General features: G+C 64.3%; 20 protein-coding genes. 15 read left to right on the forward strand and 5 right to left on the reverse strand.

The genetic code is table 11. The annotated features are described in order from the left end of the window. Positions 1 to 37 precede the first annotated feature (37 nt). Both serS and AOZ07_RS00375 read left to right on the forward strand, forming a co-directional pair. A complete protein-coding gene (gene serS / locus AOZ07_RS00370) occupies positions 38 to 1,315 on the forward strand; it encodes a serine--tRNA ligase (protein ID WP_060700196.1) in 1,278 nt (425 codons plus the stop codon). Positions 1,316 to 1,440: 125 nt separating this feature from the next. Then, positions 1,441 to 2,271, forward strand: a complete 831-nt coding sequence (locus AOZ07_RS00375) for a Cof-type HAD-IIB family hydrolase (protein ID WP_060700197.1) — start codon at positions 1,441 to 1,443, stop codon at positions 2,269 to 2,271. Between the two features lie 37 nt (positions 2,272 to 2,308). Here AOZ07_RS00375 and AOZ07_RS00380 read toward each other — a convergent pair whose 3' ends face one another. Both AOZ07_RS00380 and yczE read right to left on the reverse strand, forming a co-directional pair. Continuing rightward, positions 2,309 to 2,911, reverse strand: a complete 603-nt coding sequence (locus tag AOZ07_RS00380; RefSeq protein WP_060700198.1) for a hypothetical protein — start codon at positions 2,909 to 2,911, stop codon at positions 2,309 to 2,311. Between the two features lie 58 nt (positions 2,912 to 2,969). Beyond that, a complete protein-coding gene (gene yczE / locus AOZ07_RS00385) occupies positions 2,970 to 3,605 on the reverse strand; it encodes a membrane protein YczE (protein ID WP_060700199.1) in 636 nt (211 codons plus the stop codon). Positions 3,606 to 3,666: 61 nt separating this feature from the next. Here yczE and yczR point away from each other — a divergent pair, with 61 nt between their 5' ends. After that, positions 3,667 to 5,067 (forward strand): MocR-like transcription factor YczR, encoded by a 1,401-nt coding sequence (yczR, locus tag AOZ07_RS00390; RefSeq protein WP_060700200.1) that lies wholly within the window; start codon positions 3,667 to 3,669, stop codon positions 5,065 to 5,067. 158 nt (positions 5,068 to 5,225) lie between these two features. Here yczR and AOZ07_RS00395 read toward each other — a convergent pair whose 3' ends face one another. Both AOZ07_RS00395 and AOZ07_RS00400 read right to left on the reverse strand, forming a co-directional pair. Further along, positions 5,226 to 5,438, reverse strand: a complete 213-nt coding sequence (locus tag AOZ07_RS00395; RefSeq protein ID WP_060700201.1) for a hypothetical protein — start codon at positions 5,436 to 5,438, stop codon at positions 5,226 to 5,228. A 9-nt stretch (positions 5,439 to 5,447) separates the two neighbouring features. After that, the gene (locus tag AOZ07_RS00400) at positions 5,448 to 6,086 is read right to left on the reverse strand and encodes a pyroglutamyl-peptidase I (protein WP_060700202.1); all 639 of its coding nucleotides are present in this window, start codon (positions 6,084 to 6,086) and stop codon (positions 5,448 to 5,450) included. An 83-nt stretch (positions 6,087 to 6,169) separates the two neighbouring features. On the opposite strand from AOZ07_RS00400, the gene AOZ07_RS00405 reads away from it, so the two are divergent. Next, positions 6,170 to 7,378 (forward strand): DNA recombination protein RmuC, encoded by a 1,209-nt coding sequence (locus AOZ07_RS00405; RefSeq protein ID WP_060700203.1) that lies wholly within the window; start codon positions 6,170 to 6,172, stop codon positions 7,376 to 7,378. A gap of 108 nt (positions 7,379 to 7,486) precedes the next feature. Here the strand turns inward: AOZ07_RS00405 and AOZ07_RS00410 are convergent, their stop codons facing one another. Further along, entirely contained in the window at positions 7,487 to 7,966 is a 480-nt protein-coding gene (locus tag AOZ07_RS00410; RefSeq protein ID WP_060700204.1) for an inorganic diphosphatase, read from the reverse strand. Between the two features lie 97 nt (positions 7,967 to 8,063). Between AOZ07_RS00410 and dacB the strand changes: the two genes are divergently transcribed. The 11 genes from dacB (at position 8,064) to AOZ07_RS00465 (ending at position 18,530) form a co-directional block, all read left to right on the forward strand. Beyond that, complete coding sequence (gene dacB, locus AOZ07_RS00415; protein WP_060700205.1) at positions 8,064 to 9,428, forward strand: D-alanyl-D-alanine carboxypeptidase/D-alanyl-D-alanine endopeptidase; 1,365 nt, start codon at positions 8,064 to 8,066, stop codon at positions 9,426 to 9,428. 18 nt (positions 9,429 to 9,446) lie between these two features. Next, the gene (locus tag AOZ07_RS00420; protein ID WP_060700206.1) at positions 9,447 to 10,367 is read left to right on the forward strand and encodes a zinc-dependent metalloprotease; all 921 of its coding nucleotides are present in this window, start codon (positions 9,447 to 9,449) and stop codon (positions 10,365 to 10,367) included. Continuing rightward, positions 10,364 to 11,305, forward strand: coding sequence for a tRNA lysidine(34) synthetase TilS (gene tilS / locus AOZ07_RS00425; protein WP_236995225.1), 942 nt, complete (start codon positions 10,364 to 10,366; stop codon positions 11,303 to 11,305). Before AOZ07_RS00420 ends, tilS begins: the two co-directional genes overlap by 4 nt. A gap of 49 nt (positions 11,306 to 11,354) precedes the next feature. Next, positions 11,355 to 11,906, forward strand: a complete 552-nt coding sequence (hpt, locus tag AOZ07_RS00430; RefSeq protein WP_060700208.1) for a hypoxanthine phosphoribosyltransferase — start codon at positions 11,355 to 11,357, stop codon at positions 11,904 to 11,906. Between the two features lie 107 nt (positions 11,907 to 12,013). Beyond that, positions 12,014 to 13,939, forward strand: a complete 1,926-nt coding sequence (gene ftsH / locus AOZ07_RS00435; RefSeq protein ID WP_060700209.1) for an ATP-dependent zinc metalloprotease FtsH — start codon at positions 12,014 to 12,016, stop codon at positions 13,937 to 13,939. A 9-nt stretch (positions 13,940 to 13,948) separates the two neighbouring features. After that, entirely contained in the window at positions 13,949 to 14,527 is a 579-nt protein-coding gene (gene folE, locus AOZ07_RS00440; protein ID WP_060700210.1) for a GTP cyclohydrolase I FolE, read from the forward strand. Between the two features lie 7 nt (positions 14,528 to 14,534). Next, positions 14,535 to 15,437: a dihydropteroate synthase gene (folP, locus tag AOZ07_RS00445; protein WP_060700211.1), complete on the forward strand. Its 903-nt coding sequence runs from the start codon at positions 14,535 to 14,537 to the stop codon at positions 15,435 to 15,437. Continuing rightward, positions 15,424 to 16,257: a 2-amino-4-hydroxy-6-hydroxymethyldihydropteridine diphosphokinase gene (gene folK, locus AOZ07_RS00450; RefSeq protein WP_060700212.1), complete on the forward strand. Its 834-nt coding sequence runs from the start codon at positions 15,424 to 15,426 to the stop codon at positions 16,255 to 16,257. Before folP ends, folK begins: the two co-directional genes overlap by 14 nt. Next, complete coding sequence (locus tag AOZ07_RS00455) at positions 16,254 to 16,715, forward strand: DUF3180 domain-containing protein (RefSeq protein ID WP_060700213.1); 462 nt, start codon at positions 16,254 to 16,256, stop codon at positions 16,713 to 16,715. Before folK ends, AOZ07_RS00455 begins: the two co-directional genes overlap by 4 nt. Beyond that, a complete protein-coding gene (locus AOZ07_RS00460) occupies positions 16,684 to 17,181 on the forward strand; it encodes a PH domain-containing protein (protein ID WP_060700214.1) in 498 nt (165 codons plus the stop codon). Before AOZ07_RS00455 ends, AOZ07_RS00460 begins: the two co-directional genes overlap by 32 nt. After that, on the forward strand, positions 17,178 to 18,530 hold the full coding sequence (locus tag AOZ07_RS00465) for a PH domain-containing protein (protein WP_060700215.1): 1,353 nt from the start codon (positions 17,178 to 17,180) through the stop codon (positions 18,528 to 18,530). The genes AOZ07_RS00460 and AOZ07_RS00465 overlap by 4 nt, the downstream gene beginning before the upstream one ends. The last annotated feature ends 2 nt before the right edge of the window (positions 18,531 to 18,532 follow it).

Here is an 18,532-nt window from a genome sequence, read left to right on the forward strand (position 1 = left end):
GTGCTTTCATCGTACTCATGATTGCTACGCTTTATGTGTGATCGACCTTAAAATGCTCACCGAAAATCCGGATTTGTACCGTGCCTCGCAACGCGCGCGCGGTGCCGACGAGTCGTTAATTGACCAGCTGCTGGCAGCTGACACGGCACGTCGTGAAACCATCGCCACCTACGAACGCCTGCGTGCCGAGCAGAATGCGTTCTCCAAGAAGGTCGGCCAAGCCAAGGGGGAGGAGCGCTCCGCGCTGCTGGCCGAGGTCAAGGAGCTGGCCGCTTCGGTCAAGTCCGCCCAGGCCCAGTCCGATGAGGCCGCTGCCAAGTGCACCGAGCTGCAGCGCCTGATCCCGAACTTGATCATCGAGGGCATTCCTGCCGGCGGCGAAGACGACTTCACGGTCGTCAAGCACGTGGGCACCATCCGCGATTTCAAGGCCGAGGGCTTCGAGCCGCTGGACCACCTGCAGATCGGCGAAAAGCTCGGCGCCATCGACATGGAACGCGGCGCCAAGGTCTCCGGCTCGCGCTTCTACTTCCTCAAGGGCATCGGCGCCCGGCTGGAAATCGCGATGATGAACATGGCCCTGGACGTGGCCCTGGAGCGCGGGTTCACCCCGATGATCACCCCGACCCTGGTGCGCCCCGAAACCATGCAAGGCACCGGCTTCGACGTGGCCCACGACGACGAGATCTACAAGCTCGAGCGCGACAACATGTACCTGGTTGGCACCTCCGAGGTGGCCCTTGCCGGATACCACGCGGACGAGATCATGGACCTGTCCGAAGGTCCACTTCGCTACGCCGGCTGGTCCTCCTGCTACCGCCGCGAGGCCGGCTCGGCTGGCAAGGACACCCGCGGCATCATCCGCGTGCACCAGTTCAACAAGCTGGAGATGTTCATCTACACCAGCGTGGAGAACGCCGAAGCCGAGCACCAGAACCTGCTGGCGATGGAAGAAGAAATGCTCGGCCGCATGGAACTTCCCTACCGGGTGATCGACACCGCCGCCGGAGACCTCGGCATGAGCGCTGCCCGCAAGTTCGACTGCGAAGCATGGGTTCCCACCCAGGACGCTTACCGCGAGCTGACCTCCACCTCGAACTGCACCACCTTCCAGGCCCGCCGCCTGAACATCCGCGAACGCGAAATCGTTGATGGAAAGCCGGGCAAGACCCGTGCGGTGGCAACGCTGAACGGCACCTTGGCTACCACCCGCTGGATCGTGGCAATTCTGGAGAACCACCAGAACGCCGACGGCTCGGTCAACGTGCCCAAGGCCCTGCAGCCATACCTGGGCGGACTTGAAGTGCTCAAGTAAAACCAGGTTTAGCTAGTTGCCGGCCACCCCTTGCGGGTGGCCGGCAACTGCAGTTAACCAGCTGTTCAAGCGCACCTGTGCCGTGGGTCATCGCTAAACTGCGGCGGCAATGGTTAACTTGAGCCATGACAGTTATGACAAAGATCGGCAACGACGACCGACTGAATAAGCAGAAATTGATGATCTGCCTTGATGTGGACGGAACCATCGTCAACCATCAGGGACAGATGAGCCAGCGGGTCCGCGAGGCTGCCCGGGCCGTGGTGGAGCAAGGCCATGAAGTGGTCATTTCCACCGGACGCTCCCTGGGTGCCGCCCTTCCGGTTATGGAAGAGCTGGGCATTGACCACGGCTATGTGGTCGTCAGCAATGGCGGAGTGCTGGCCAAGGTGGCAGACGGGGACGTCGAAGTGATCCACCGCGAAGTCTTTGATCCTTCCGTCGCCTTGAAGGCGCTCTGGAAGCAATTGCCCAAGGCCAAGTACGCGCTGGAAAACGAGCGCGGCGAATTTCTTTCCAACCAGGCTTTTGGCGATGCCAGCTTCGGCGCCGAAACCAGGGTGGTCGATTTTGACGAATTGCTGAGCAACAAGGCCGTGCGTGTTGTGGTGTTCTCCACCGATAACACCGCCGAAGAATTCGGCCATGCGGTGCAAGGCCTGGGCTTGTCCGGAGTCACCTACTCGGTCGGCTGGACCGCTTGGCTGGATATCGCCGCCGACGGCACCACCAAGGCCAGCGGCCTGGAGCGCCTGCGCGCGATCCTCGAGTTTGATTTGGCAGATTCCCTGGCCGTAGGCGACGGCCGCAATGACATCGAAATGCTCCAGTGGGCCGGACATGGCGTGGCCATGGGCCAGGCCCCGGACGAGGTCAAGGACGCGGCAGATGCGGTGACCGAAGGCGTAGACGAGGACGGCTTGGCGATCATCCTCGAGGGGCTGCTCCAGGACTAGCCCTATTGCAGGGACAATGGCTGCTGCCTGCCGTGCCCTAGAGCCGGTCGGTGAATTCCAGCAGCCGGGCGATCGCAGCCCGGGCGCCGAGCTCGTCGTTGTACCCGGAACGCACAATGGCGGCGGACACCGCCTGCGGGGTGATGCCGAGGATCTCGGCCACCGCTTTCTGCTGGCCGCGCACTCCCGGGGTCAGCAGATCCACCACTGACCATTCGGCTTCGGTCCTGGTGCGGATCCACTGGCCCAGCATGCGCAGCAGCCCTTCTAATTCGGCATCCATCTCATCGGTGCCGGAGGAAACGCAGATTGGCACTCGTTCGCCGCGATGGCTGGCCGCTTCGAGGGCGCCCAGCGCACGGCGTGCGGCCTTGCCCTCTACCAGGTCTGCCTCGGAGGGTACCGGCTCGTACAGGCTGCCGATGCCCAGTCCGATATTGCAGAAGTTCAACCTTGTCACGCGCATCAGCGCATCCACCGCGGCGTCGGGATCCCTGGGCACGCCCAGCAGCAGCTGTCCGCTCAGCGCGGTAAAGGGCGCGAGGGTGTCCACCTGGGAGAGCTGATGCCATAATTGCTCGCTGGCGTCGGCAACATCGGTAACCGAGCGGGGCCGGGGGCTGAGCGCAACGACAAACATATTTCCAGTATTGCCTGTGCAAGCGGGTTTGTCGCGAGTACTGCCCGAGATGTTGCCGTTATTGCTGTTGCGGCAATCGCACGCTGGTACGTGCAACAAAGAGCTGCGTGGCCGGCCCGATGAGCACTGCATAGGCCACGGTGCCCAGGCCCACCGGACCACCCAGCAGCCATCCGATGCCCAATACCGACAGCTCCAGCGCGGTGCGGATCAGCCGCAATGAAAGACCGGTGCGCAGATGCAATCCGGTCATCAGTCCATCACGCGGACCCGGGCCGAAGTGGCTGCCAATGTAGAGCGCCCCGCCCAATCCGTTGATGAGGATTGCGACCGCCAAGGTCAGGATCTGCCAGCCAAGGCCATTGATTGATGGCAAAAAACGCAGGAAGAAGTCCAGCGCTATGCCCAGGTACAGCGTGTTGGCAATGGTTCCCAGCCCTGGCCACTGGCGCAACGGGATCCATGCAAGCAGGACCAGTGCGCCAACCAGGATGATGATGGTGCCCAGCGAGAGCGGCACGTGGTTGGCGATGCCCAGATGCAGCACATCCCATGGATCCACGCCCAGCTGTGCCCGGATGATCATGGCCATCGCAAGGGCGTAGAGCGACAAGCCTGCAAAGAGGTTAAAGAATCGCAAAGGCAATCGCCCGCTGGCGAGCTGTTGGCGCGGAGTCAGATTAGTGATGGTCATGAATAAAATAATCCGGTAAATTGGCCATGTAAAAAAGAGCCAATTTTGAAAAGGTGGACTTATGGGACGCGTCACAGGAGCTGCGCTGGCCGGCATGCTCGGAACGGCCGACTCATCCCAGCCGGCCTACCGGTGGCTTTTTGAGACCTTGCGCTCGCTTATTGCCAATGGCCGCATCCTGCACGGCGCGGTATTGCCCAGCGAACGCGAAGCCGTGGCCCGCCTGGGCTTGAGCCGCACCACGGTCTCCCGCGCTTACGCCGAACTGCGCGAAAGCGGCTATGCCAGTTCTCGCCAAGGCTCGGGCACCATCGCTCAGATTCCCGGAGGACCAGTGGCGGGCGGAGCCGAGCCCTTGCCGCTGGGTGGTTTTGGGCCGATGCCGGGAAGCACCGCACTCGATCTCACCTGCGCGGCACCCAATGCACCCACGGGGATGCTGGAAGAGTTCCAAACGGCCCTGGAGCAATTGCCGCGGTACGCGGCCACCATGGGCTACTACCCGCTGGGCATTGAACCGCTGCGACTGGCCCTGGCCGATTACTACACCCGCAAAGGCTTGCCCACCGGGCCGGACCAGATCATCGTCACCTCCGGCGCCCTCTCCTCGGTGGCAGCCGCAGGACGAGCGGTGATGGCCCGCGGGCAGAGCGTGCTGGCAGAATCCCCGACCTACCCCAATTCGCTGCTCGCGCTCAAGGCGCATGGTGCTCGCACCGCGGCAGTGCCCATTGGCCCTGAGGGCTCGGATATGGAGCAGATCGCCTCGGCCTTGCGCACGGTGTCCCCGAGCATGATGCTATGCCTTCCCGACTTCCACAACCCGGTGGGAACCCTGCTGGATGATGCCCGGCGAGAGCGCTGGGCGGCAGACCTGGACCGATCCGGAACCATTGGCGTCATCGATGAAACCTGCGCCGAACTGTGGCTGGATGCCGAGCCGGAAGTCCTTCCCATGGCCGCGTTCTCCAAGAACCTGATCACCGTGGGCAGCGCCAGCAAATCCCACTGGGGCGGACTGCGCCTTGGCTGGCTGCGCACCCCGCGGCACCTATCAGGTGCAATGGCCCGTTCGCGCATGAGCATGGATCTCGGGGCTCCGGTGCTGGAGCAATTGGTGTTGGCGCAGTTGCTGAACTCGGGTGCAACCCTCGCGCAGAGTACCCGGGATTCCTTGCGGGATAACCGGGACTGGATGATCGCCGAGCTGCAGCGGCTGCTGCCGGAATGGAAGCCGAATAGGCCAGCAGGCGGACTGAGCCTCTGGTGCCAGCTGCCCCAGCCGCGCTCCAGCGCCCTGGCGCGCCAGCTCAGGTCAGTCCTGCTTGCCCCGGGCTCCACCTTTGCCGTTGAGGGCCACGGGCTGGAACACTACCTGCGCCTGCCCTTCGCCCAGGAAAGAGCCGATCTGGAGCAGGCGCTCCCCGCTATCGCCGAGGCCTGGCACAAGGTGGCGGCTTAGTGGCTGCCTGAAAATTGCTTGTGGCTCGAATAACCTGTGGATCAGTCCAGCCAGGTAGCCAGTGCCCCAGAGGTAATGAGTGCGAAGGCGCCGACAAAAACGATGCCGATGACGATTGAGAATAATACGAGCCAGCGCGCCCCAGATGAATTCAACTTCTAGACCTGCTTATTTCGGTTGGCGGCATTCCGGATCAGCTGAACCGCTGCGTAGCAAACGCCAAATCCTGGAATGCATAGAGCAGCCATCAGCGCTACCAGCAGGGGCACCGAGCGACGCTGGACGTAGCGGCAGCCCACGTAGATGAGGCCTGCACTCCAAAGCAGAAGGATTGATGCTTCCAATGGGTCCAAAGCAAAACTGCTGTCCATGCTAGAAGTCTATTTCATCAGGCTGATTACCGACTGCAACGAGTCTTTCAGGGCAACAACTAGTCCAACGATGCTATAGCCGACTTCGGCCTGAACGCTTCGAACAGATTCGAGTTCGTCGGTCTCGGCGCCCACGGAGGCTGTCTGCCCCTCGAGGCGCAGCGCTGGCACATGGATGAAAAGCGCCGGAACTTCCTGCCCATAGGCGAGGTACGCGATGTGGTTGCAAACAAATCTCCCGGCATCCTCGGAGAGATAGGCGGCATGCCCATGCTGGTGCAATGCCCGGAGCACAGCTTGGGGATCCACTGTGGCGCTGCGGAAGAAATCCCCTCCCTGGATGATGGCCTGCTGTGCCGGCTGGGCACCATCATTATCCGCAATGCGGGCGTTGTCCTCATTGGCGCCGCGGACTTCAATGCTGATCTCATCCCGGCCGCCAGCCTCGCCCACGCAGACCAGGGCATCGGGCTGATGCTCCTGCAATAGCGCAGCCAGAACCTCCCCGGAGCGCCGGAAGGAAACCGGCAAGATTGCCGTGCTGATTCGGTGGCCGTCCAAGTGTTCGGGAAGCAGCCGGACGGCTTCGCCGCTGGCGTTGTACTGGTCGTTGCCGAAGGGCTCGAAGCCGGTCACCAAAAGATGCATGAACCCATTATGGGCCTAAAGTGTCGGTGCGAGTTGATAGATCTTGGGTGTATGTCCAATCGAAAGCCACTGGATAGGTGCTCATGGTTATCGCGGTTCTAATCCTCGTCATCCTTAATATTCTCGCAACGGCATGTATTGCCCTGCTGCTGATTCGCCGCACGCCAGGCAACGATCAAGCGCAGATTCGGGACTCCGTGCGCTCTGCCAATGCCGAATTGCGCCAAGAGCTGGGAACCCAGCGCAATGAACTGCGCCAAGGCATGGCAGAAGTGCGCTCCGAGATTGACGCCAAGCTCAGCGCCATGAGCGAATCCAACGCCAACCGGCACATCCAGATCCAGAGGCTGCTCCAACAGGAAATGGAGAAGCTGCGCTCCGGCAACGAAGCCAAGCTGGAAAAGATGCGCGAAACCGTGGACGAGAAGTTGCAGGGAACCTTGGAGAAGCGCTTGGGCGAATCATTCGAATTGGTCAGCAAGCGGCTGGAAATGGTCCAGCAGGGACTCGGCGAGATGCAGTCGCTGGCCCAGGATGTTGGCGGGCTCAAGCGCGTGCTCACCAATGTGAAGAGCCGCGGCTCCTGGGGTGAAGTCCAGCTCTCGCGCCAGCTGGAAGATATCCTCACCGCGGAGCAGTATGAGCAAAACGTCGCGGTGGTCCCCGGCAGCCGCGAAGTCGTGGAGTTCGCCGTGATCCTGCCCGGGCGAGACGCCGGAACCATTTACCTGCCCATTGACTCCAAGCTTCCGCAGGAAGACTATGAGCGCTTGCTCGATGCCCAGGAGGCGGGCGAGAAGGCTGCCATCGATGCGGCGGCCAAGGCGCTGAACCGGGCGATTATCGAGCAGGCGAAACTGATCTCCAGCAAGTACATCGCCCCGCCCTACAGCACCGACTTCGCGATCATGTACCTGCCCACCGAAGGGCTCTTCGCCGAAGTCGTGCGCAGCCCCGGCCTGGCCAGCAAGCTCCAGACCGAGCATCGCGTGCTAGTCACCGGGCCGACCACCCTGATGAGCCTGCTGAACTCGCTGCAGATGGGTTTCCGGACGCTGGCCATTGAAAAACGCAGCAGCGAAGTCTGGCAGGTGCTCTCGGCAGCCAAGGAAGAATTCCGCAAATACGGGGACGTCTGGGACAAGCTGGGCAAGCAGCTGGCCACCGCGCAGAACACTGTCCGGGAGGCCGGAACGCGCACGCGCGCCGTGGAACGCAAACTCAAAGATGTCCAGACCCTGGAAGTCGCCGCCCAAGAAGATGTGCTCACCGGATTGCTCCCCGAGGCCTAGGAGCGGCCGATGCGCATGCGCAGTGTGTAATCCAGATGACCCCGGAACCTGAAAATGGCGGCGACCCCCGTCTCGGGGGCCACCGCCATTGCAGCTCAAGCCTAGCGACTAGGCCTTGAAGCGCTCGATGGAGCGAGCCAGCTCGGCCTCGGCAGCCTCGCGGCCTTCCCAGCCCTCGGCCTTGACCCACTTGCCTGGTTCCAGGTCCTTGTAGCGGGTGAAGAAGTGCTCGATCTCCTTGATCAGCCACTGATCGATGTCCTCAAGTTCCTTGATGTGGTCAAAGCGCTTGTCGGCAGGAACGCACAGCAGCTTGGCATCGCCACCGCCATCGTCGGTCATGTTGAAGACGCCGATGGGGCGAGCTTCGACAACAACACCCGGGATCAGGTCAACACCCGGGATGAAGACCATGGCGTCCAATGGATCGCCATCTTCGCCCAGGGTATCGTCGAAGTAGCCGTAGTGGGTTGGGTACTGCATCGAGGTGAACAGCACGCGATCCAGGCGCAGGCGGTGGGTCTCGTGGTCGATCTCGTACTTGACGCGCGATCCGGTCGGGATCTCGATGGTCACGTCGTGGCTCATGAAAAGCACGCTCCTGAACTAGTCTTAGGGTTATCCGCTAATAAGGGTATCGCCCCACAGGGCACCTTCGATAAAACTTCGAGAGGAATGTAACCATATGAACACTGCCGCCCGACGCGCGATTACGCTGGGGGTGGCTGTGCTGGCAGTGGTTGCAGTCATTCTGGCCATGGTGCTGGCCCCGCGGTTCTTCACCGGTGAACCCGAGGCCTTCTACACGCCGGCCAGTGCCCACGTTGCTGAAAAAGACCCGGTCGCCGTCGCAGATCTCAACCCGGAAGCCCCGGTGCCGGATACCGCCGCACTGACCGCGCAACTGGATGCGATCCTCGCTGACACTTCCGATGGCACCAGCTTCACTGCGCAGGTGGTCGACGTAGCCAGCGAAACGGTGCTCTATAACCGCAACGCCGACACCAGCGGCACCCCGGCCTCCAGCCTGAAGGTGGTGACCGCGCTGGCCGCCCTGGAAACCCTGGGCGGAGATAGCCAGCTGTCCACCTCGGTGCTGCTTGATGGAAACACCCTGATCCTGCGCGGCGGGGGAGACGTGCTGCTGGGCGACGGAAAATCAGACCCCGGACATCCCAAGGGCTACGCGGGGCTGGCCACCCTGGCCGAGCAAACGGCCAAGGAACTCGAATCCCGCGGGGTTGGCGAAGTCTCGCTGTGGCTTGACGATTCGCTATTTGGCGACGCGCACAATAATGCCGCCTGGGACAAGTCGCTGTTCACCTCCAATAACATCGGCGAGGTGTACCCGATAGCGCATTATGCCGGGCGCGCCGGTCAAAGCACCGATACCGCCTACCAATCCGACGCCGCCGAACAAGTCCGCAAGGTTTTCGCCCAAGAGCTCGGCGCCTCGGTGAAGGTCAATGAGGGCGGACGCGGATCCCATGAGGGCGGGGAGCAGATCGCCGAGGTGAAATCCGCCCCGCTGCGCCAGATCATCAAGCACATGCTGCTGGTCTCCGACAACTACATCGCCGAAACCATGGGGCGGCTCGTGGCCATCAAGCGGGGCATGGCCCCGGAACAGGCCGGAGCAGCGGTAGCGGCGGTGGCCAGCGAACACGGCGCCGAGGGGGCGGATCTGGCCGATACCAGCGGCCTGGCTGCGCAGGACAAGATCTCGCCCGCCGCGCTGACCGCAGTGCTGCGCGCGGCGGCCACCAGCCCCAAGCCTGAATTGCGCGAGCTGGTGTATTCGCTGCCGGTGGCCGGATACAACGGGACGCTCATGAAGCGCCTGGGCCAGCCGTCCACCCTGGGGCTGGTGCGCGCCAAAACCGGATCCCTGACCGGGGTAGCCACATTGACCGGCATGACCATCACCCAGGACGGGCGCTTGCTCGCCTTCTCGATTTTTGCCCACCAGCCGGGCGGAGCACTCGCGCCGCATAAGCCGATTATCGACTCTGCAGTGGCCGCCATCCGCGGATGCGGCTGCCAGAGCTAAAAGGAGCAGGAGCAGCAGATGAACCAGGTTGTCGATTGGAAATTGGCGGCCAATGCCGCCAGGACGCTGATGCCTGCAGGGCCCAAAATCATCAAGAAGGATGCCGCGCGCATTGTCGAGGAATTGCGTATCGCCGCCGGTGAAGGGCTAGCCGAGGCCGAGAAGATCTCCAAGCTTCTCTCCACCGCGCCTTCGCAGACCCTGGTGGTGGACCGCGCCGGCTGGGCCAAGGCGGTCAGCCAGAACTTTGCGGCCATGCTCCCCGAGCAGGCCAACGTTCCCGCCATGGTTCCGGCGGTGGCCGGAGCCGAGCTTGGTGCGGTGCTCTCCGTGCTGGGCACCCGGGTGCTGGGCCAATTCGATCCCTTTGTCGGGCCGCGGCTGCTGCTCAACGCCCCGACCATCACCCAGATCCGCGGCGAACTGAACCTGAACGCCAGGGATTTCTATCTGTGGATTGCCACCCATGAACAGACCCACCGGCTGCAGTTCGAGCATGCGCCCTGGATCCCCGAGGTCATGAAGTCCATCCTCGCCGAAGCCTTCGGCCCGCTGGAGGATGAAGGGTCGATGAGCCAGCTCGGCGAGCGGCTGAAGGCCATGAAGTCGGAGGTCGGCGAGCTGACCAGCATCATGTCCGTGCTGGAGGGCCACGCCATGGTGGTGATGAACGACGTCACCAGCATTGGCAGCATCAAGACCATTCGGCGGCGCTTTGAAGCTCGCGGCGAAAACCGTTCGGTGCTGGCCACCCTGCTGGGCAAGCTGCTGGGCCTTGATGCCAAGGCGCTGCAGTACAAGCGCGGAGCCAAGTTCGTGCGCCACGTGGTGGACGAGATCGGCTATGAAGGCTTCAACCAGGTTTTCAGCTCCCGGGAACTGTTCCCCAGCGCCGAAGAACTCGATCACCCAGAACGCTGGCTGGCCCGCACCCGATGAGCCACGCTTTGCACGCAGCGCGCGCCGCGATTGCCAAGGCCACCTCGCCGGGACTGGCCCTGATCGGGGTCTCCGGCGGTGCCGACTCCCTGGCCCTGGCCATTGCCGCCGCCACCCTGCCCGGGGCCTTCGGCGCGGTGATTGTCGATCACGGCCTGCAGCCAGACAGCGCACAGGTTGCCGCGCGGGCCGCCGGGCAATGCCGCGAGCTGGGCCTGGATCCGGTGCTCATCTGCCCGGTGAGCACCGCCGGCGATGAAGCCTCGGCCCGCGCCGCCCGCTACGGGCAATTCGAGCAGGCGCTGGCCAGCACCGGCGCCCGGCAGCTCTTGCTCGCGCACACCCGCGATGACCAGGCCGAGCAGGTGCTGCTCGGGCTGGTGCGCGGTTCAGGCACCAGGTCCCTGGCCGGGATGCCGGCCGAACGCGGCCCCTACCGCCGGCCCCTGCTTGGGCTGACCCGGAAGCAGACCGAAGAGATCTGCCGCGAGGCGGGCGTCGAATACTGGGATGACCCGAGCAATGCGGACACCGGCTTCCGGCGGAACCTGATCCGCCATGCCACGCTGCCGTTGCTGCGCGAACAGCTCGGCGAGCATCTGCCCGAAGCGCTGGCCCGCACCGCCGCACTGGCTGCCGCCGACGCCGACGCCCTGGACCTGTGGGCACAGCGGGCCAAGGAACAGCACGGGCTTCAGCTGCGCGCGCTGTCCGGGCTTCCGGTGGCCGTGGCCTCGCGGGTAGTGCGGCTTGGCGCCATCGAAGCCGGCGCAAAAAATCTGGGCCATGAGCGAACACAGGCGCTGTGCTCGCTGGCCGGAATCGGCGGGCCCAAGTCCAAATCCGCTGGTCCGGTGCAGCTGGATGGCAAAATCAGCGCCTTCCGGCGAGGTCCGGTGATCGTTTTCACGAGCACCGGCTCAACAACACTTCGCTAAATGTGGCACTCTAGGTAAGTACCACACCTCTAGAATCAGGAGAACCCTCGTGGATTCCACTGCAGTCGAAGCCGATCTGGCGCATGTTCTGTACACCAAGGAAGAAATCCAGGCTCGCGTGGCGGAACTCGCCGCGCAGATCGACAAGGACTACGAGGGCCGCGACATTCTCGTTGTGGGTGTGCTCAAGGGTGCCGTGATGATCATGGCCGATCTGGTCCGCGCGCTGAATTCGCACCTGACCATGGACTGGATGGCAGTCTCCTCCTACGGCTCGGGCACCCAGTCCTCCGGCGTGGTGCGCATCCTCAAGGACCTGGACTCGGATCTGATGGGCAAGCACGTGCTGATCGTCGAGGACATCATCGACTCCGGCTTGACCCTGTCCTGGCTGAAGTCCAACCTGGAATCCCGCGGCCCGGCCTCGGTGGAAATCTGCACCCTGCTGCGCAAGCCGGAGGCCGCCAAGGTCGAGATCGACGTCAAGTACGTCGGCATGGACATCCCGAACGAATTTGTCGTGGGCTACGGCCTGGACTACGCGGAAAAGTACCGCAACCTCGATTGCGTGGGCACTTTGGCTCCGCACATCTACCAGTAGGGAACTTTTTTCGCCACGAGGGCGTTGAGAAGTATCGAAGGTGGCGTGACCCGGACGCCAGAGCAGTGCGTGAGGGGGATGCGTGAGGCGCGGGGCCTTGCGGATCAATGAAAACGAAGAAGCTTTTTAATAGCTGGATCATTTGGGTCCTGGTTGGCGTTATCGCCGTAGTGCTGTTCTTGCCGATGGTCTTCGGCAACAGCTCTGCGAAGGTGGACACCTCGGTGGGCCTGCAGCAGCTGGCCGGTGGCAATGTCACCGAAGCCAAGATGTTCGACGGGGACCAGCGGGTCGATTTGAAGCTGCGCGATGCGCTGAAGGTCGACGGCGTGGACAAGGGCAATGCGGTGAGCTTCTACTACTCCACCGCGCGTGCCGAGCAGGTCGTCAACGCGATCAACAAGGCCGAACCGGGCAAATTCACCGATCAGCCGGTCCAGAGCAACTGGCTGCTCTCGATGCTGGGCGTGATCATCCCGTTCCTGCTGATCGCCGGAATCTTCTGGTTCATCCTCGCCCGCTCCCAGGGCGGCGGCTCCAAGGTCATGCAGTTCGGCAAGTCCAAGGCGAAGCTGATCACCAAGGACATGCCGCAGGTGACCTTCAAGGATGTCGCCGGCGCCGACGAGGCCGTGGAGGAGCTCCACGAAATCAAGGAGTTCCTGCAGGAACCTGCCAAGTTCCAGGCCGTGGGCGCGAAGATCCCCAAGGGCGTGCTGCTCTACGGCCCTCCGGGCACCGGCAAGACCCTGCTGGCCAAGGCCGTCGCCGGCGAGGCCCAGGTGCCGTTCTACTCGATTTCCGGCTCTGACTTTGTGGAAATGTTTGTCGGCGTGGGCGCCAGCCGCGTCCGCGACCTGTTCGAACAGGCCAAGAACAACTCCCCGGCGATCATCTTCGTTGACGAGATCGACGCCGTTGGACGCCATCGCGGCGCCGGCATCGGCGGCGGCAACGATGAGCGCGAGCAGACCCTGAACCAGCTACTGGTGGAAATGGACGGCTTCGACGCCACCACCAACGTCATCCTGATCGCCGCCACCAACCGCCCGGACGTGCTGGACCCGGCTTTGCTGCGCCCGGGGCGCTTCGACCGCCAGATCCCGGTGGAGGCACCGGATCTGAAGGGCCGCGAAGACATCCTGAAGGTCCACGTCAAGGGCAAGCCAATGGATGCCACCGTGGATCTGAACGCCGTGGCCAAGAAGACCCCGGGCTACACCGGCGCCGATTTGGCCAACGTGCTCAACGAAGCCGCGCTGCTCACCGCCCGCTCCAACGCGAACCTGATCGACGACCGCGCGCTGGACGAGGCCATCGACCGCGTAATGGCCGGCCCGCAGAAGCGCACCCGGCTGATGGACGAGCACGAGCGCAAGGTCACCGCCTACCACGAGGGCGGCCACGCCCTGGTGGCCGCGGCCATGAACCAGACCGCGCCGGTCACCAAGATCACCATCCTGCCGCGCGGCCGCGCCCTGGGGTACACCATGGTGGTGCCCGAGTCGGACAAGTACTCGGTGACCCGCAACGAGCTGCTGGACCAGATGGCCTACGCCATGGGCGGGCGCGTGGCCGAGGAGATCGTCTTCCACGACCCCTCCACCGGCGCATCCAACGACATCGAGAAGGCCACCTCCACGGCCCGCAAGATGGTCACCGAATACGGCATGAGCGAAAAGGTCGGCGCGGTGCGCCTGGCCGGCTCGGCCGCGGAGCAGCAGATGGGCGCAGCACAGCGCGAATTCTCCGAGGAGATGGCGCACCTGGTGGACCAGGAAGTGCGCGAGCTGATCGAGCAGGCGCACAACGACGCCTACCAGGCGCTCACGGCCAACCGCCATGTGCTCGACCGCCTGGCGCTGGCCCTGCTGGAGCGCGAGACGCTGAACCAGAAGGAAATCGCCGAGATCTTCTCCGACCTGCAAAAGCGCGAGGTGCGCGATGTGTGGCTGAGCAATGAGGGGCGTCCGGTCCACTCAGAAGGCCCGGTATTAAGCCCCAAGGAGCGCGCAGCTTCCTCGACCGACTAGGATCGAAGCGTGAGTGAACTAGAACAGATCGATCAGCCGCGGATCGCGGCAGCCGTCCGCGAGATCCTGGAGGCCATTGGCGAAGATCCCGATCGCGACGGCCTGGCAGAGACCCCCAAGCGGGTGGCCAAGGCCTACGCGGAATTCTTCGCCGGCCTGCACCAGAACGCGGCAGAGCACCTGTCGACCACTTTCGACATCGAACATGACGAGATGGTCCTGGTCAAGGACATCCCGTTCTACTCGACCTGCGAGCACCACCTGGTGCCCTTCTACGGATCGGCGCATATCGGCTACATCCCGGGCAAGGGCGGCAAGGTCACCGGGCTGTCCAAGCTGGCCCGGCTGGTCGAGGTCTACGCCCGGCGCCCGCAGGTCCAGGAGCGCCTGACCACGCAGATCGTCGATTCGCTGGTGGAGCACCTGAACCCGGCCGGCGCGATCGTCGTCGTCGAATGCGAGCACATGTGCATGTCCATGCGCGGGGTGCAAAAGCCCGGAGCGAAGACCGTGACCAGTGCGGTGCGCGGCCAGCTGCGGGAAACCGCCACCCGTGCCGAAGCCATGAGCCTGATCCTCGGAAAGTAGGAAACCCATGTCGCTAGGCGCCATCCCGGGCACCGGCCCGAATACCAGCCCCCTGCCCGTGATCCGCAAGTCCAAGGTCAAGACCCTGGCAGACCTGCCCACCGGCCGCACCCTGGTCATGGGCATCCTGAACGTCACCGAGGACTCCTTCTCCGATGGCGGTGCGTACCTGTCCGCCGACGCGGCGATCGACCGCGGGCTGAAGCTGCTGTACTCCGGCGCCGACATCATCGACGTGGGCGGCGAATCCACCCGCCCGGGCGCCAAGGAGATTGATCCTGCCCTGGAGCAGTCGCGCATCATCCCGGTGATCGAAACCCTGGTGAAGGCCGGGGCGATCGTCTCGGTGGACACCATGCATGTGGACACCGCCCGCGCGGCCATCAACGCCGGCGCGCACATCATCAACGACGTCTCCGGGCTGACCTACGAAGCCGGCATGCCCGAGCTGATCGCTCAGACCGGCGTGCCCTACGTGCTGATGCACCGCCGCGGCACCGCGCAGTCCATGGTGGCCGAAGCGAACTACGAGAACGTGGTCGCCGAAGTCATCGGCGAGCTGCGCACCCTGCGCGACGAATTCGTGGCCAAGGGCGTGGCCCCGGAGCAGATCATCATCGATCCGGGACTGGGCTTTGCCAAGGACGCCGAACACAACTGGGCGCTGCTGGGCCGCCTGGATGCCCTCGAAGAGCTGGGCCACCGGGTGCTGATCGGCACCAGCCGCAAGCGCTTCCTCGGCGAGCTGCTGGCAGAGTCCGGCACCAGCCGTGCCCCGCTGCAGCGCGATGCCGCCACCGCGGCCACCACCGCGCTGGCCGCCAGGGACCAGGCGTGGGCCGTGCGCGTGCATGACGTGGTGGGCAGCCGCGACGCCATTGAAGTCGTGAAGGCCTATGGATCGCATTAGCATCTACGGGATTTCTGCCACCGGCTACCATGGGGTTTTCGACCATGAAAAGCGCGACGGCCAGCAGTTCATCATTGACGTGGTGCTGCACGTGGACATCACCCGCGCCGCCGCCAGCGACAACGTGGCGGACACCGTGCACTACGGCGAAGTCAGCGAGCTGGTGGTCGCCCAGATCCAGGCCGGGCCCTGGGACCTGATCGAGAAGCTGGGCAGCGAAATCGCCGAGGCGATCCTCGCGGCCTACCCCGGCGTGCAACAAATCGATGTGGTGGTGCACAAGCCGCAGGCCCCGATCCCGGTGCCCTTCAGCGATGTCACCATCTCGCTGACCCGCCGCCAGAAGCAGCACACCGCGATCATTGCCCTGGGCGCCAACCTCGGCGACCCGCAGGCCACCTTGGCCCAGGCGGTGAAGGACCTGGGCGAAGAGCTGGAAATCCTCAAGGCCTCGCCGCTGGCCATCACCAAGCCGGTAGGCGGGCCGCCGGACCAGCCGGACTACACCAACCAGGTCATTGAAGTGCGCACCCGGCGCTCGGCCCATGAGCTGCTGGACCTGTGCCAGCGCATCGAAGCCAAGCACCACCGGACCCGCGAGGTGCGCTGGGAAGCCCGCACCCTGGATTTGGATCTGATCGCCTACGACCAGCTGCGGCTGCACGACGAGCGCTTGACCCTGCCGCACCCGCGGGCAGCCATCCGCGGATTCGTGCTGGCCCCATGGAGCTGGATGGACCCCGACGCGGTCCTTGACGGCCAGCTGGTCTCCCGCCTGGCCGCGAGCGCGGCCGATACCAAGGACATCATCCGGCTATGACCAAGCTGAAGCTGCGCTGGGTGCTGTGGTGCGCGGTGATCGGGGCCTTCGCCGGCTGGATCGCGCTGCGCGTGCTCACCGCCGCCGGCCGCTACGCCCCGGTGCTGGACTATTCGGCCCTGTACTCGCTGGGCGCGGTCTGCGCGGTGATCCTGTTCCTGGGGATCCGCGTCAAACGCTCCTCGATGGGCAAATCCCACTTCGAGCCGATCGCCGCGGCCCGCACCCTGGTGCTGGCCCAGGCCTCGGCCTACGCCGGCGCGGTCATCACCGGCTGGCATGTGCCGGCCATGATCACCCTGTGGCTGGCCAATGGCCAGAGCCCCACGCTGACCCGCTCGCTGGTGCTGGCCGGTGCCGGGGTGCTGATGGTGATCGTCGGCTATATTGTCCAGCATCTGTGCAAGCTACCTCCGGAGGATACCGATGACACCAACGATTCCGTGGTCACCGAATAGCTTCACCCCCGCCGACCCCGCCTACTTCAAGGTCAAGCTCACCACCTGGGCGGTGGCCTGGGGGCTGGTCCTGCTCGCCAGCCTCGTCCCGGGCGTGCTGCTGGCCACCGGCGTGAAGGTGGCCCTGTGGCTGGCCATCATCCCGGCGGCCCTGGTGCTGGTGATTGCGCTGCTGGTCCTGCGCATCCTGCGCCGCCAGGTCCAGGCCCTGGGCTACCTGGAACGCGAGGAGGACTTCGTGGTCCGCTCCGGGGTGATGTGGCGCAAGCAGCTGGTCATCCCCTACGGGCGCATGCAATATGTCGAGGTCAACAGCGGCCCGGTGGAACGCCGCTACGGATTGTGCCAGTTGACGCTGAATACCGCTGGGGCCGGGGCCACCGCCCACGTCTACGGATTGCCCGAAGCCCAGGGCCAGGCGCTGCGCGAGCGGCTTGTGGCCGCCGGCGAGGAGAAAATGCTGTGAGCCAGGATGAACACTGGCAGCGGGTGCATCCAGCCAGCCCCTTCGTGCGCGGCTGGCTGGCCATCGTGGGCCTGCTCTACATCTACTGGCAGAACACCGACGAGCTCTCCCTGGCCGAACGCTTTGCCGGGGACCGGCTGATCTGGACGGTGGCCCTGGCCGGTGCGGCGCTGCTGGTGGTGCTCGTGTTCTACTTCCTGTCCTGGTACTTCACCCGCTACAAGCTCACCTCTTCGCATGTCTATGTGAACTCGGGGACGATCTTCCGCAGCCAGAAGCAGGCGCGCATCGACAAGGTGCAGGGCATCGACATCGCCCAGCCGCTGCTCGCCCGGCTCCTGGGGCTGGCCGAGCTGCGCTTCGACGTGGCAGACTCCTCCGAATCGGTGCTGCGCCTGGCCTTCTTGTCCAAGGCCGATGCCCATGCCCTGCGCCAGCTGATCCTGCAGCGGGCCGCCGGGCAGGGCGCCAGCGACCAGGCCGCCAGCGAACAGCCCGCCACCGCGGTCGATGCCGCCGGCGAGGCAGCGCCGCTGATGGCCAGGGTTCCGGCCACCCGGCTGCTGGCCTCGCTGTTCCTCCAGCTGCCGGTCGTGATCGGCACCCTGGCCTGTGTGGCCATTGTGATCCTGTGGCTCAGCGGCGTCCAGGGCATCATCGCCGCCGTCCTGCCGATCCTGCTCAGCTTCGGCGGCTGGTTCTACAAGCAGCTGAACCAGGGCTGGAACTACACCGCCAGCGCCTCGGACACCGGCATGCGCATCAGCTACGGACTGGCCGACACCCGCCAGCACTCCATCCCCGCCGGACGGGTGCAGGCCATTTCGGTCACCGCACCGCTGCTATGGCGGCTGCTGGGCTGGTACAAGGTGGAAGTGAACGTGCTGGGCACCAAAAGCGATGACCTGGATAACCTGCAGGTGCTGCCGGTCGGGGATTTTGAATCGGTGGCCCGCATCATGGGCATCCTGCTGCCCGATCTGGGCATCGGCAACCAGCGCGAGGTCCTGTCCACCGCGGTGAGCACCGGGTACGAGCACGGATTCACCGGCTCCCCGTCCCGGGCCAAGCTGCTCTCCCCGGGAGCATGGAAGCACCAGGGCTTTTTGGCCACCGGCACCACCGTGATCTCCCGCTACGGGTGGCTGGCCCGCACCGCCAGCTTTGTCCTGCATGCCAGGGTCCAGGGCACCGAATTCCGCCAGGGGCCATGGGAACAGAAGCGCCAGCTGGCCGGGGTCCGGCTGTATTGCGCGGGCGGAAATATCATCGGCTACCTGCATCAGGTTGATGCGCAGGTTGCAGCGGAATTTACCCTGGCCCAAGCAGCACGCCAGGTTGAGAGGTAGAA

Source organism: Glutamicibacter halophytocola (assembly GCF_001302565.1).
GTDB classification, from domain to species: domain Bacteria; phylum Actinomycetota; class Actinomycetes; order Actinomycetales; family Micrococcaceae; genus Glutamicibacter; species Glutamicibacter halophytocola.